The 13443-nt window shown below is 69.2% G+C and carries 11 protein-coding genes and 1 pseudogene; 5 read left to right on the plus strand and 7 right to left on the minus strand.

The window, feature by feature from the left end:
* Window positions 1–75 precede the first annotated feature (75 nt).
* Window positions 76–870 carry a carbon-nitrogen family hydrolase gene (locus tag KUM40_RS05270; protein ID WP_217163321.1) on the plus strand — a complete coding sequence of 265 codons (795 nt, stop codon included), beginning with the start codon at window positions 76–78 and terminating at the stop codon, window positions 868–870.
* Window positions 871–1550: 680 nt separating this feature from the next.
* Here the strand turns inward: KUM40_RS05270 and KUM40_RS05275 are convergent.
* On the minus strand, window positions 1551–2045 hold the full coding sequence (locus tag KUM40_RS05275; protein WP_217163322.1) for an LURP-one-related/scramblase family protein: 495 nt from the start codon (window positions 2043–2045) through the stop codon (window positions 1551–1553).
* Complete coding sequence (locus tag KUM40_RS05280) at window positions 2042–3049, minus strand: helix-turn-helix domain-containing protein (protein ID WP_217163324.1); 1008 nt, start codon at window positions 3047–3049, stop codon at window positions 2042–2044. Before KUM40_RS05280 ends, KUM40_RS05275 begins: the two co-directional genes overlap by 4 nt.
* A 76-nt stretch (window positions 3050–3125) precedes the next feature.
* Here KUM40_RS05280 and KUM40_RS05285 point away from each other — a divergent pair, with 76 nt between their 5' ends.
* Window positions 3126–3518 (plus strand): cupin domain-containing protein, encoded by a 393-nt coding sequence (locus tag KUM40_RS05285; RefSeq protein ID WP_217163614.1) that lies wholly within the window; start codon window positions 3126–3128, stop codon window positions 3516–3518.
* A 69-nt stretch (window positions 3519–3587) separates the two neighbouring features.
* Here KUM40_RS05285 and KUM40_RS05290 read toward each other — a convergent pair whose 3' ends face one another.
* The 3 genes from KUM40_RS05290 to KUM40_RS05300 all read right to left on the minus strand — a co-directional run bounded on the left by KUM40_RS05290 (window position 3588) and on the right by KUM40_RS05300 (window position 7281).
* Window positions 3588–3845, minus strand: coding sequence for a DUF6458 family protein (locus KUM40_RS05290; protein ID WP_217163326.1), 258 nt, complete (start codon window positions 3843–3845; stop codon window positions 3588–3590).
* Between the two features lie 123 nt (window positions 3846–3968).
* Window positions 3969–5291, minus strand: a complete 1323-nt coding sequence (locus KUM40_RS05295; RefSeq protein ID WP_217163328.1) for a M18 family aminopeptidase — start codon at window positions 5289–5291, stop codon at window positions 3969–3971.
* 163 nt (window positions 5292–5454) lie between these two features.
* A complete protein-coding gene (locus KUM40_RS05300; protein ID WP_217163330.1) occupies window positions 5455–7281 on the minus strand; it encodes an acyl-CoA dehydrogenase in 1827 nt (608 codons plus the stop codon).
* A 162-nt stretch (window positions 7282–7443) separates the two neighbouring features.
* Here KUM40_RS05300 and KUM40_RS05305 point away from each other — a divergent pair, with 162 nt between their 5' ends.
* Window positions 7444–7914, plus strand: a complete 471-nt coding sequence (locus tag KUM40_RS05305; RefSeq protein ID WP_217163332.1) for an SseB family protein — start codon at window positions 7444–7446, stop codon at window positions 7912–7914.
* A 115-nt stretch (window positions 7915–8029) separates the two neighbouring features.
* Window positions 8030–8980: a pirin family protein gene (locus KUM40_RS05310; RefSeq protein WP_217163334.1), complete on the plus strand. Its 951-nt coding sequence runs from the start codon at window positions 8030–8032 to the stop codon at window positions 8978–8980.
* A gap of 267 nt (window positions 8981–9247) precedes the next feature.
* Here the strand turns inward: KUM40_RS05310 and KUM40_RS05315 are convergent, their stop codons facing one another.
* Entirely contained in the window at window positions 9248–10840 is a 1593-nt protein-coding gene (locus KUM40_RS05315; protein WP_217163335.1) for a recombinase family protein, read from the minus strand.
* Between the two features lie 78 nt (window positions 10841–10918).
* Here KUM40_RS05315 and KUM40_RS05320 point away from each other — a divergent pair.
* Window positions 10919–11265 (plus strand): annotated as a pseudogene (locus tag KUM40_RS05320) (pirin-like C-terminal cupin domain-containing protein); the annotation flags it as partial.
* 700 nt (window positions 11266–11965) lie between these two features.
* On the opposite strand, the gene KUM40_RS05325 reads toward KUM40_RS05320, so the two are convergent.
* The gene (locus KUM40_RS05325; protein ID WP_217163337.1) at window positions 11966–13135 is read right to left on the minus strand and encodes a hypothetical protein; all 1170 of its coding nucleotides are present in this window, start codon (window positions 13133–13135) and stop codon (window positions 11966–11968) included.
* Window positions 13136–13443: the final 308 nt, after the last annotated feature.

Consider the following 13443-nt stretch of genomic DNA (forward strand, 5'->3'; position numbering starts at 1 on the left):
GCGGCACCCCGGCAGTGCTTTCGTGTGACGATCGTAGGCCCGTGTGGACGGCTCGAATGCCAGGACGGTGGTAGTGTGCGCGCCTCTTTGATCCAAATCGCCGTGAACGAGGATGAATCGGTCGAAGCGCGCCGCCTGCGAGCGGCGGCTCTGGTAAGGGACCAGGCCGGTGCCGATCTCGTCGTGCTGCCGGAGCTGTGGACCACGGGCGCGTTCGCCTTCGAGGAGTTCGACGCGGCGGCCGAGCCGCTGCGCGGGCCGACGTACGAGGCCATGGCGAAGGCGGCGAGCGACGCGGGCGTGTGGCTGCACGCGGGGTCGGTCCCGGAGCGTGCGCCGGACGGACGGCTCTACAACACCTCTCTCGTCTTCTCCCCCTCCGGCGACCTGGCCGCCTCCTACCGCAAGATCCACCGCTTCGGGTTCGACAAGGGCGAGGCCGTGCTGATGGGCGCGGGGCGGGAGTGGGTGACGGTCCGTCTGCCGGAGACCACCCTTGGTGTGGCGACCTGTTACGACCTCCGTTTCCCCGAACTCTTCCGCTCGCTCGTCGACGCCGGTGCCGAGATCCTCGTCGTCCCGGCGGGCTGGCCGGAGCGCCGCCGGTCCCACTGGACGCTCCTGGCCCAGGCGCGGGCGGTGGAGAACCAGGCGTTCGTCCTCGCCTGCGGAACGGCCGGGACGCACGCCGGAGTTCCGCAGGCCGGTCACTCGATCGTGGTCGATCCCTGGGGCGAGGTGCTCGCGGAGGCCGGCGCGGACGAGGAGGTCCTCACGGTGGAGTTCGACCCGGCGAAGGTGGCGCGCACCCGCGAGCAGTTCCCGGCCCTGAAGGACCGCATGCTGGGCCTGGAGCCGCCACGGCGCTGAGCGGCCCGGAGCGGCGGCGCCCCGGGCGGCAGGGATGGCGGCGACGGGAGCCGGTGCGGTGGTGGCCGGGCCGCCATGGCGGTGACCGGAGCCGTTACGGCGGTGAGCGGGCCGGGGCGGCGACGGTGACCTGGCCGCCACGGCGGTCGGTGTCCGGAGCCGGGGGCGGCGGCGACCCGAGCCGGTGCGGTGGTGACCGGGCCGACACGGTGGTGTCCGGAGCTCGGGCGACGGCAACCCGGGCCGGAGCGGCGGTGTCCGGAGCTCGGGCGATGGCGACCGGAACCGGCACGGTGGTGTCCTGTGCTGGGGCGGCGACCCGAGCCGGAGCGGAGCGGCGGTGTCTGGAGCCGGGGCAGCAGCGACCGGGCCGCCTCGGTGGTGTCCGGTGCCGGGGCGGCGGTGACCGGGCCGGGCGCGGCGGCGCCTCGGGCCTGTGCTGGGGCGGCGACCGGAGCCGGAGCGGTGGTGACCGGTGCTGGGGCGGCCACCCGAGCCGGTGCGGTGGTGACCGGGCCGACACGGTGGTGTCCGGAGCTCGGGCGACGGCGACCCCAGCCGGTGCGCCAGCGACCGGGCAGGGGCGGCGGCGACCCGGGCCGCCTCAGTGATGTCCGGTGCCGGGGCGGTGGTGACCGGTGCCGATGCGCCGGCGACGCGAGCCGGGGCGGTGGGTCGTGTCAGTCGTCCTCCCGTTCCTTCTCCGCCAGGTGGATCACGCACACCGTCAGGGCGATGAGCAGCGCGGGGTCGGCGTCGTCCCGTACGACGTCGACGCCGTAGGTGTCCCGGAGGGTGAGCCAGCGCCGGGAGATGACGGCCAGCAGCTCACCGTCGTACTCGACGGCGAACTCGCGGTCGAGGATCTTGCCGCTGATGTCCAGCTCGGTACCGTCGGCCAGGGTGACCCGGTAGTGGTTGCGAAGCAGAGACAGCCGCTTCCGCCTGATCCGGGCCAGGGGCTCGCCGCCCCGCTCGATCACCATCGTGTCGCGCAGCGCGAACATCTTCTGATGGATGTCGATGAGCACGCGCCCCTGGGTGTCCTTCAGCTCCCAGGTGTCCCGCAGCCGCATCGCCTTGCCGTCGACGAGGTACGCCTTGTTGCCGTGGTCGTCCTCGATCCAGTAGTCGTCACCGATGCCGAGGAGCCGGTCGTACACGAGGAATCTCATGAGGTGATCGCTTCCCCCACGCCCGGGCCGAAACGCCGTCGGTAGGCCGACGGGCTGAGCCCGGTCTCGCGCCGCAGCCGCGTCCGCAGGTTCGCGGCGGTCCCCAGCCCGCTGCGCGCCGCCACCACCTCAAGACGTTCCTCCCCGCGCTCCATCAGCCGTCGGGCGAGGGTCACGCGCTCGGCCGTCAGCCAGGCGAGCGGTGTCGTCCCCAGTTGCGCCCGGAAGCGCCGGTGCAGGGTCGCCGGTGACACCGCCGCGCGCTCCGCCAGATCCGTTACGGTCAGCGGCTCGCCCAGCCGCTCCTGCGCCCACTCCAGCAGCGGCGCGAGCGACTCGTCGGGCACGTGGGGCATCGGCCGTTCCACGAACTGCCGCTGCCCGCCGTCCCGGTGCGCGGCGAACACCAGCCGCCGGGAGACGGCGCCCGCGATCTCGGCGCCGTGGTCCTCGCGCCAGATGTGCAGCCCGAGGTCGAGCGCCGCCGCGCTGCCCGCGGCGGTGAGGATGTCGCCCTCGTCCACGAACAGCACGTCCGGCTCCAACAGCACCCGCGGGTGCAGCCGCCGGAAGGAGTCCGTCCAGAGCCAGTGCGTGGCCGCCCGCCGCCCGTCCAGCAGCCCGGCCTCGGCGAGTGCGAAGGTGCCGGTGCAGAGGCTGACGACGCGGGCGCCACGCGCGTGCGCGCGCCGGATGGTGTCCAGAACGGCCGGGCCGCGCGGTACGACGTTGTCGGGCCGGCCGGGGACGACGAGGGTGTCGGCCCCGTCGGCGGTGTCCAGCCCGGGTACGTCGGCGAGCGTGAAGAACCCGTGGTTCATCCGGATCCCCGGGGTCGGCCCGCACAGCGACACCTCGTACAGCGGCCGTGTCAGCCCCAGCTCGGGCCGCGGCAGCCCGAACAACTCGGTGGCACAGCCGACCTCGAAGGGATTGGTGCCCTCGTCGACGATCACGGCGACGCGGTGGGGTGGACGCGGTGGCTGAGAGGATCCTTGCGGCATGTGCGATTTCTAGCACTCGTCCGGTGGGCCCGGCACCCCGCACGATGACGGCATGACACAGGAACACGATGACGTCATGTCACTGGAGCCCGTCTCCCTCGCCTCCGCCCTCGCCTCCTTCACCGAGCAGTGGAGCCCCCGCATCGTCACCGCCGTCAACGACTACGACGTCCGGATCGCCAAGGTCGAGGGCGAGCACGTCTGGCACGTGCACGACCACACCGACGAGTTCTTCCTCGTCCTCGACGGCGAACTCCACATCGCGCTGCGCGAACCCGACGGGGAACGCACGGTCGTCCTGCCCAAGGGCTCGGTCTTCACCGTCCCGCGCGGCACGGAACACAAGCCGTACGCCCCCGCCCCCGCCGCGATCCTGCTCCTCGAACCGTCCGGGACCCTGACCGTGGGCGACCGGCACGACGAGGTGCCCGCCCACGTGGACGCCACGACCGGGCACGCGCTGACCTGACGTGACCTGACCTGACGTGACCTGACGTGACCTGACCTGACCTGACGTGGGATGTCTTGACGGGGCGGATCAGGAGCCGTAGCCGTTGCTGTAGCCGCCGTCCTGGGTGTGATGGTGGTGGGACCGTTCCTCGACGACCGGGGTTGTCGGCGGCATGACGACGCGGCGGCGCCGGGCGATGCTGCTGAACGTCGCGACACCGATCAGACCGACGATCATGAAGATGACGCCGACCAGGTCGAGGTTGACGCCCTGCATGTCCCAGTCGGTCGCGAACGTGAGGATGGCTCCCACGGCGATGAGGATGATGCACCCGCCGAGGCCCATGAGTGTCGCCTCCCTGTAGATCCGGTCGGTTCCGGGTTTCCGGTCGATCCGGTTCCGTGCGGGTACCCCCGGCCGGAACACACATGCGGGGCAAGGGTGTTCCGGTCCGGGCACGCCCGGGACTCAGCCCCCCAGGAACGCGACCAGCGCGTTCGCCAGCAGGTGCGGGTCGTCGGCGCCGCACAACTCCCGGGCGCTGTGCATCGACAGGATGGCCACGCCGATGTCGACGGTGCTGATGCCGTGCCGGGCGGCAGTGATCGGGCCGATGGTGGTGCCGCACGGCATGGAGTTGTTGGAGACGAAGGTCTGGAAGGGGACGCCCGCCTTCTCGCAGGCGGCGGCGAACACCGCGCGGCCCGAACCGTCCGTGGCGTAGCGGTTGTTGACGTTGACCTTGAGGAGGGGACCGCCGTTGGCGCGCGGCTGGTGCGTCGGGTCGTGCCGTTCCGCGTAGTTGGGGTGGACGGCGTGACCCGTGTCCGACGACAGGCAGACCGTGCCGGCGAAGGCGCGCGCCCGGTCCTCGTAGGCGCCGCCGCGCGCGAACACCGAGCGCTCCAGCACGCTGCCGAGCAGCGGGCCGTCCGCGCCGGTGTCCGACTGGGAGCCGGTCTCCTCGTGGTCGAAGGCGGCGAGCACGGGGATGTACGGGAGGTCGGCGCCGGAGGTCGCGACCGCGGCCAGGGCGGCCGTACCGGCGTGCACGGACAGGAGGTTGTCCATGCGCGGGCCCGCCACCAGCTCCTTGTCGCGGCCCAGGTACGCCGGGGGTTCCACGGAGTGGGTCATCAGGTCCCAGCCGGTGACCTCGCCGCGGGCCAGACCCGCCTCGTCCTCCAGGAAGGCGATCAGGTCGCCGTCGCGCACGGTGTCGCCCAGGCCCCAGACGGGCTGGAGGTGGCGCTGCTTGTCGAGCTTGAGGCCCTCCGTGGACACGTTGCGGTCCATGTGGATGGCGAGTTGCGGGACGCGGAGCAGCGGGCGGTCGATGTTGACCAGGCGGGTCGAGCCGTCGCGCAGCGAGAGGCGGCCCGCCAGGCCCAGGTCGCGGTCGAGCCAGGAGTTCATCAGCGGGCCGCCGTAGACCTCCACGGCGACCTGGCGCCAGCCGTGCGCCCCGGTGTCCGGACGCGGCTTGACGCGCAGGTTGGGGGAGTCGGTGTGCGCGCCGACGATGCGGAAGGGGGTGTGGGCCGCGGCGCCCTCGGGGACGTACCAGGCCACGATCGCACCGCCGCGCAGCACGTACTTGCCGCCGCTGCCCGCGGCGGGAGCCGCCGATGTCACCGTCTCCCACGCGTCGGTCTCCGCGACCTGGCGGAAACCGGCCTTCTCCAGCCGCTCGGCGGCGGTCGCCACCGCGTGGTACGGCGTCGGGCTCGCCGACAGGAAGGTCATCAGGTCGTCGGTGTGGCCGCGGTCGAAGCGGGAGGGTGCGCTCATGGGGTTCACCTTAACGACGTACGAGGGCCCGCTTCCCGACTGGCGGGAGCGGGCCCTCGTGGGGCACATGGGTGTGTGACTGGAGGTGTGACTGATGTGGCGGGGGTGGGCGGGGCTGGAAGCCGGGCCGGAAGCCGGGCCGGAAGCCGGGCCGGAAGCCGGGCTAGAAGGCCGCCTCGTCCAGCTCCATCAGGTCGAGCTCGACGCCCTGGGCGATCTTGCGGGCCAGGGTGAGGCCGGGCAGGACGTTCGCGGCGAAGAACTTCGCGGCGGCGATCTTCCCGGCGTAGAAGGCCTTGTCCTTCGCTGAGGCCGTCGGCAGCTTCTCGGCGGCGATGGCGGCGCCCTTGAGGAGCAGGTAGCCGACGATCACGTCACCGGAGGCCTGGAGCAGGCGGGTGGTGTTGAGCCCCACCTTGTAGATGTTCTTGACGTCCTGCTCGGTGGCCGCGAGGTCGGTGAGCATCAGGCCGACGATGGCCTCCAGCTCGACGGCGGCCTTGACCAGGTGGTCGCGGGCGCCGGACAGCTCCTCGCCGCCGGTGGCGAGGGCCAGGAACTCCTTGATGTCCTCGGCGAGCGAGTTCAGCGCGGCGCCCTGGTTGCGGACGATCTTCCGGAAGAAGAAGTCCTGGCCCTGGATCGCCGTGGTGCCCTCGTACAGGGTGTCGATCTTGGCGTCGCGGATGTACTGCTCGATCGGGTACTCCTGGAGGAATCCGGAGCCGCCGAAGGTCTGGAGCGACTGGGCGAGCTGCTCGTAGGCCTTCTCCGAGCCGTAGCCCTTGACGATCGGCAGGAGCAGGTCGTTGAGGGCGTGCTCGGTGGCGGCGTCCTCGCCGTTCGCCTCCTTGACCTGGATCTCGTCCTGGACGGAGGCGGTGTACATCACCAGCGCGCGCATGCCCTCGGCGTACGCCTTCTGCGTCATCAGCGAGCGGCGCACGTCGGGGTGGTGGGTGATGGTGACCTTGGGGGCCGACTTGTCCATGAAGTTGGCCAGGTCGGGGCCCTGGACGCGCTCCTTGGCGTACTCCAGGGCGTTGAGGTAGCCGGTGGAGAGGGTGGAGATCGCCTTCGTGCCGACCATCATGCGGGCGAACTCGATGATGCGGAACATCTGGCGGATGCCGTCGTGCTTGTCGCCGATCAGCCAGCCCTTGGCGGGGTGGCGGTCGCCGAAGGTCATCTCGCAGGTGTTGGAGGCCTTCAGGCCCATCTTGTGCTCGACGTTGGTGGCGTAGACGCCGTTGCGCTCGCCCAGCTCGCCGGTCTCGAAGTCGAACTCGTACTTCGGGACGAGGAAGAGGGACAGGCCCTTGGTGCCGGGTCCCGCGCCCTCGGGACGGGCGAGGACGTAGTGGAGGATGTTCTCCGACATGTCGTGCTCGCCGGACGTGATGAAGCGCTTGACGCCCTCGATGTGCCAGGAGCCGTCGGCCTGCTCGACGGCCTTGGTGCGGCCGGCGCCGACGTCCGAACCGGCGTCCGGCTCGGTGAGGACCATCGTGGAGCCCCACTGCTTCTCGACGGCGAACGAGGCGATGTGCTTCTGGACCTCGTTGCCCTCCTCGAAGAGGATGCCGGCGAACGCCGGGCCCGAGGAGTACATCCACACGGCCGGGTTGGCGCCGAGGATCAGCTCCGCGTAGGCCCAGATCAGGGAGCGGGGCGAGGTGGTGCCGCCGATCTCCTCGGGCAGGCCCAGGCGCCAGTACTCGGAGTCCATGAAGGCCTGGTAGCTCTTCTTGAAGGAGGCCGGGACCGGCGCGGTGTTGGTCTGGGGGTCGAAGACCGGCGGGTTGCGGTCGGCGTCGGCGAAGGACTCGGCCAGCTCGTTCTCCGAGAGGCGGGTCAGCTCCTCCAGAACGCTCTTGGCGGTGTCCGTGTCCATCTCCGCGAACGGGCCCGTGCCGTAAACCTTGTCACGGCCGAGCACCTCGAAGAGGTTGAACTCGATGTCCCGGAGATTCGGTTTGTAGTGCCCCATGGCGACGGCTCCGTTGAGAGATCGGCGAGGCACTGACTCCTCGCATCTGTACACATACCAACTACACGTACCAAGTAGTAGCTCCGATGATGCTACCCGTCGGTAATAAGAAGCAACCCCGAGCCGGACATCTGTGACCCGTCACTCGCTACTCTTTGCGGCATGTACGGCTACGACCAGACCGCGGGTCCTCAGCAGCAGCAGTACGCTCAGCCGCCGCAGCAGCCGATGGGCGGCGGATACGGACAGCAGCCGCCGCTGTATCCCGAGCCGTCCCCGCCCTCGCTCGCGGACGCGGTGCGCGCCTTCACCACAGGGCAGATGTCCGCCGAGGACTTCCAGCAGATCTTCGCGACCTCGAAGGTCTACTGCCCGCGCGGCGACAACCCCGGCTTCCTCGCGCTGCACAACACCCAGCAGCCGGTGATCCCCATGTTCACCGGCCTGAAGGAACTGCGCCGGTACGCGGGCAAGGAGTCCAAGTACTTCGTGATCACCGGCGCGGAGGTGATCGACCTGCTGCCGACCGGCTACGGCTTCGTCCTCGACATGGAGGGCGAGCACCGGATGGTGTTCGACGCGAAGGCTGTCGAACAGATGGTCGATTTCGCGATGCGCCGGATGTACGGCTGACCCGTCGCCACCACTGCGAGCCCGGAGGGAATGCCCTCCGGGCTTTCGTGGTTCCAGGTGACAGGAAGTTCAATGCTCAACTAAAGTGGGGCGCACGCCGCCCGAGGAGGTCGACATGCCTGCCGTGACCGTCGAGAACCCGTTGACGCTGCCCCGCGTATCCGCACCCGCCGACGCCGCCGCACGTCCCGTGCTCACCGTCACGACCGCGCCCAGTGGTTTCGAGGGCGAGGGCTTCCCGGTGCGCCGCGCGTTCGCCGGGATCAACTACCGCCACCTCGACCCGTTCATCATGATGGACCAGATGGGTGAGGTAAATTACCAGGCAGGCGAACCGCGAGGGACGCCATGGCATCCGCACCGAGGGTTCGAAACTGTCACGTACTTGATTGACGGCACCTTCATTCACCGTGACTCGCACGGCGGCGGCGGGACTATCACGAATGGTGATACCCAGTGGATGACCGCAGGTAGCGGCCTCTTGCATATTGAGGCCCCGCCGGAGGAACTCGTCATGTCCGGCGGCCTCTTTCATGGTCTCCAGCTCTGGGTCAACCTTCCGGCCAGGGACAAGATGAAGGAGCCCCGGTACCAGGACATTCGAGGCGGCCAGGTCAAGCTCCTGACCTCCCGCGATGGAGGAGCACTTCTTCGAGTCATCGCGGGTGGACTGGGCGGTCGCGAAGGGCCGGGCGTCACGCACACGCCGATCACGATGGTTCACGCGACGCTCAGCCCTGGCGCTGAGATCACGGTGCCCTGGCGCTCCGACTTCAACGCGCTGGCCTATGGCCTTGCGGGAAGCGGCGCCGCCGGGAGCGAACGGCGCCCGTTCAGCATGGGCCAGACGGTCGTCTTCGACGCGGGGGACTCGCTGACCATCCGGGCGGACTCCACCCAGGACGCCCGCAACGGCGCCTTCGAAGTCGTCCTCCTGGGCGGCCGGCCGATTCGTGAACCCATGGCTCACTACGGGCCGTTCGTCATGAACCACCGTCACGAACTCCAGAAGGCGTTCGAGGACTTCCAGGCGGGTCGCCTGGGTACCGTCCCGGCGGACGACTGACGCCGGAACCCTCGGGCGCAAGAGAGCCCCTGCCGTTCGTCCTGGAGGAGGCGAACGACAGGGGCGGCTCTGTCTTGAATCACTGTCGTGATTCACTCGGCGCGGGTCACGCGGGCGTGGTCGGTGGCGACACGGCGGAAGACGTCGTGACCGGTCAGTCCCGTGTGTATCAGACACCAGTCCTGGACCGACTCCCGGTCATCGCCTCGACCAGCTCCGCGCGATCGCCCGCCGGTCCAGCTCGAGCTCCGCGGCCGCGTGCCTCCCTCACACCGAGCGAAACCATGCCTGACCAGCAGAAATCAAGGGATCACGTTCGGTTGACACGGCTTCTGACGCGTCCGGCTCCTTCGCCCAGGGCGCCTTCAGACGGGCAGGGTTGAAGCCGCGCGGGCCGCGTTGCCCAGGGAAGAGGACCATGCATTCAAACGCTTGCGCGAGTAGATCGCGGCGGTCGTCCAGCATGGTGTCCTCCCAGTGCTCGCGCATTGTGCGGCCAGTAGGTACCAGGGTGGTCCGCTTCTCCGGTTCGGCGGCGGCCAGCCTCTCCCGGCTGGCCTGGAGGCCTTGGAGCTTGGCGAAGGTCTCCGCGTCCGCCTTCGTGGCCATGTCTGCCAGGGTCTCCTTGATGTCCGCCTCCACTACGGCCAGCTCGTCGAGGCCGCCGACCGTGGTCCGCTCGATGTAGTACGGCATGTCCCCGACCGTGGTCAGGTAGCGGTCCTCGATGCATTTCTCGATGACCTTCGCGGACACACTGACCGGACGGTCGCACACGCCGCCGTTGGCCTTCGTCGGACAGCGGTACGTGACCTCCGCCTGTTTGGCCGCCTTCGGGTTGGGGGACCGCCTGGCGACCTGGAGCTTCGCGCCGCACGCGTGACAGGTGAGGAGGCCGGACAGGAGCCTGGCCGGTCGGCGGCCTCCCTTGCGGGGGTCGGGGTTCTTCACGGCAAGCGCGATGCGGAGGGCGGCCACCTGTCCAGGGGAGAGGATCTCCGGGTACAGGCGGATCAGGTTCCCTTCCGCGTCGCGGACGGGCTTCCCTCGTTCGGTGGCCCAACCGTCCATCTGGTTGCCCGTCAGGACCTGGCGGAGGGTTACGCGGGACCACGCCTGTGCCCTACGCGGCTTGATGCCCAGGTGGTTCCACCGACGCACGACGCGGGTCAGGTTGTCCGGCTCTGTGGGGCGCAAGACGGCGTCCGCCGCCTCCAGAATGACCTTGGCCTCTTCCGGGACGACTTCCAGGACCTTACCCATGTGCTTGCCGTCTTTGCCCAGCTCCGGGTTCGGCACGGAGCGAAAGCCGAAGGGGATCTCTCCACCCGGCCAGCGGCCCAGGCGGACCAGGCGCCGGTTCTTGTCCCGTGCACGCTGGCGCATGCGCTCGCGCTCCGCGCGTCCGATCTCCGCCTGAACGACGAAGCGGAAGCGGAAAGCGTCGCCGTGGTTGCTGTCCAGCCCGAAGCAATCCAGGAGGCGGACCGGCTGGTGACTACGGCGTCCCGTGTGTGGGTCCTTTCCCTCCACGACGTCCAGGATCTGGGCAGCGACGTTCAGGCCCTCACGAGTCAGTCGGTCCGTGCTGTAGTTCATGAGGACGTGGCAGCGGCCCTCACGTGCGTCGTTCAGCCAAAGGCCGAATTCGTCCCGGTCGCGGAAACCACCCGTCTTCCCATCGTCCACGTGGATCGGCTCCAGGACGTCTAAGCCCTCCCGCTCACAGTGGGCGCGCATGTCCTTGATCATGCCTTCCAGTGAGACGTTCGAGTCGTCCGCCTGTTTGGACAAGCGGGCGTACAGGGAGGCCACGGGCCGACGGGGACGGAACGTCTGGGGCACCTCTTCGGTTGTCATGCGCCCAGGGTAGCCAGACACATGTGTGTTTGGGGGTAGAACGGATCGCTCCCACCTACTGCACATTGAGAGCCGCCGCCGGAGCAGTTGGTCACCCTTCCCTGGCCGGAGGACTTCAACGGCCTTGCGTACGTCATGGCCGGACGCGGGGCCGTGGGCGGCGGGCGGCGTCCGGTGCCTCGGGCAGACCGCGGTCTTCGGCGCCGGGGGCTCGCTGACCGTCCGCGCGGACGAGAAGCAGGACTCGCACACCCCCGACCTGGAGGTCGTGCTGCTCGGCGGGCAGCCGGTCCGGGAGCCGATGGCCCACTACGGCCCGTTCGTCATGAACACCCGCGAGGAACTCCAGCAGGCGTTCGAGGACTTCCAAAAGGGCCGGCTCGGGGGAACCTCAGGTGCCCGGAATGTCCGAAGGTGGACTATAGGGCTTGGTGGACCGAATCTGGAGTCCAGTCTGAACGGGGACGGATTCGTCCAGGTTTGCGTGGGCTGCCGCCTGCGGTCGTATTGCCTTCGTACGGGCACTGCTGAGTGCTACTCACGGCTCAGAAGAGTGGTATGCCGAGGCTTGCCGAAACCAACTGGGCAACCCCTGTCCAGCCAAGGGCCGGCAGGTTCGACCCTGCGCTTTGCAGCACCCTCCCCGCGAGCTGGCGACCCGCCCGGACTCAGGCGCGGCTCTGGCGAGCTCGGCCTGCAGAGCCTCCAAGTCGGCGACGACCGTGGCTCGGACATCCTTTGACACGTCCGCGAAGTGTGCGGCGGCCAGAACCTCGCGCGCGAACTGTGCGAGCTGCTGGGGGCGTAGCCGAAGGTGTTGTTCTGGGTGTTGTCCTGGCCCATCTGGGGCGCGCCCCCGAGGCTAGTCGTGTTGGTGGTTTGGTTGTTGATCAGCAGGTGGAGGTTCGCGGTGCTGGGCCACCGACGACGGCGCCGGTAGTCCAGCCACTCCACCATCGGATGTGAGTAGTTCAGGTACAGGAAATCCCGAAGTCACGTCAGTTCACGAAACGGTGCCGGAGAGAGGACGAACGCCCTGGCACCGGGGTCGAAGACTCAAGGAGGCTCAGAGCAACCCAGAGGATGTCGCACACCCACCCACGGCCCGCACCGCCAACGGCGTCCTCACGCCTCGCTGCTCCACATCGCAGTGCCGTCGGCCTGCACATGAAGCGTCGGAGAATGCTCGCGATACCCCCACTGGGCCGCGCCGTCCGGCACCACCCAGATGCGGGCCTGAAACGCTTGAGCCGGTGTCAGCGGGACGGTACACGCCTCCAGCGGACTCGTTCTCGTTTCCTTGGCGGGAAGGGTGATCCTGCCCGGTCTTCCCCACGGACCGGGGCAGGTAAGCTCCACCTCACTCTGGACGTAGGCGAGCTTCACCTCCACCGTGACGGGCTTGCCCGAGGTGTTGGTGAGTTGCACCAGGAAGGATGCCCTCCCGTCCTCGGCGACGAGCGTGCACGGTGTCCACAGCACGGCGCCCGCGCTTCGCACCTTTCCGCACTGATGGTTTCCCTTGACACCGCCGGACTCGGTCGAGGCCACGGGATCAGGGTTGACCACGTCCGCCCCCTGCGCACTCTGCGTCGCCAGCCCGTCCGGGGACTTTCCGACCGAGGGTGACGCCGACTTCCCGCTATCCAGCCACCCGAGCAGCGCGACAGCCACAGCCACCCCTACGGCTGCGCCCGCTCCCGCCCAGAGCCACCCATACTTCGGGCTCTGCCTCCCAGCCGCCCGATGGGGGGCCGCAAGCGGGTCCTCCGCTCCAGCCGGTCCGCCGGCTACGGCTCGCTCAGTGGCTCCTTCCGGATCAAGGGGTCCGGCCGGTTCCACGATGTCGGTCACTTCCACGAGTTCGTCGGACTGCACCGTAATGCTCGTCAGGACCCGGCTCCGCCAGCCCGGTCCAGCCGCTTCCTGGAGACTGCGTGCCAAATCGGCGATCTCCCTGCCGATGCTCGGAAGCTGCTGGGCGCTCTCGGGTGCTTGCTTCTTCCTCAAGGCCCGTGCGATGGCCTCGCTGTCCTCCTCGCTGGGCAGCCGGTTGTGCTTGGTGCCCGGCAGCAGCTGATTGCGCCCCCGCAGCCAGTACGACAGCAGCGCCTCGTCGATCTTCTTGCGTGACCGCCAGACGGGTGTCTCGCGCTCCGCCTCCAACACCTTCACCAGAGCCTTGCGTGTCGGTTTCCCCCTCGTGGTCGGCTCTCCTACGCAGGCCGCCCACGCGTCCAGTGCCTGCACCAGGCGGTGCGACAGGTCGGCGCATAAGTCCCGCTGATTTCCCATCGGTGGCTCCCCTCCCAGGGACATTCCGTTGCGGTGCAACCGAGACGCAGCAGGTTATGGAGGTGCAAGTTGCGCCGCAAATCCCCAGTCGGCTTGCACTGGTGCTCTCTCCGTCCGCCTGCGGGACATTCGGTCCGGCGGTTCGGAACGTCCGGCCGCCGCCCCGTACCGGGAACCGTCGAGAACAGGAGAACCCCGAAGTGAGCATGTGGAAGTGCCAGCGCTGCAAGGGCAATGGAAAGTGCACGTCCTGCGACGGGTCCGGATCCCGAGGCATGTGGAAGTGCGACAGCTGCCGCGGCAGCGGT

The sequence above is a fragment of the Streptomyces sp. AC512_CC834 genome (genome assembly GCF_019049325.1).
Taxonomy (GTDB): Bacteria; Actinomycetota; Actinomycetes; order Streptomycetales; family Streptomycetaceae; genus Streptomyces.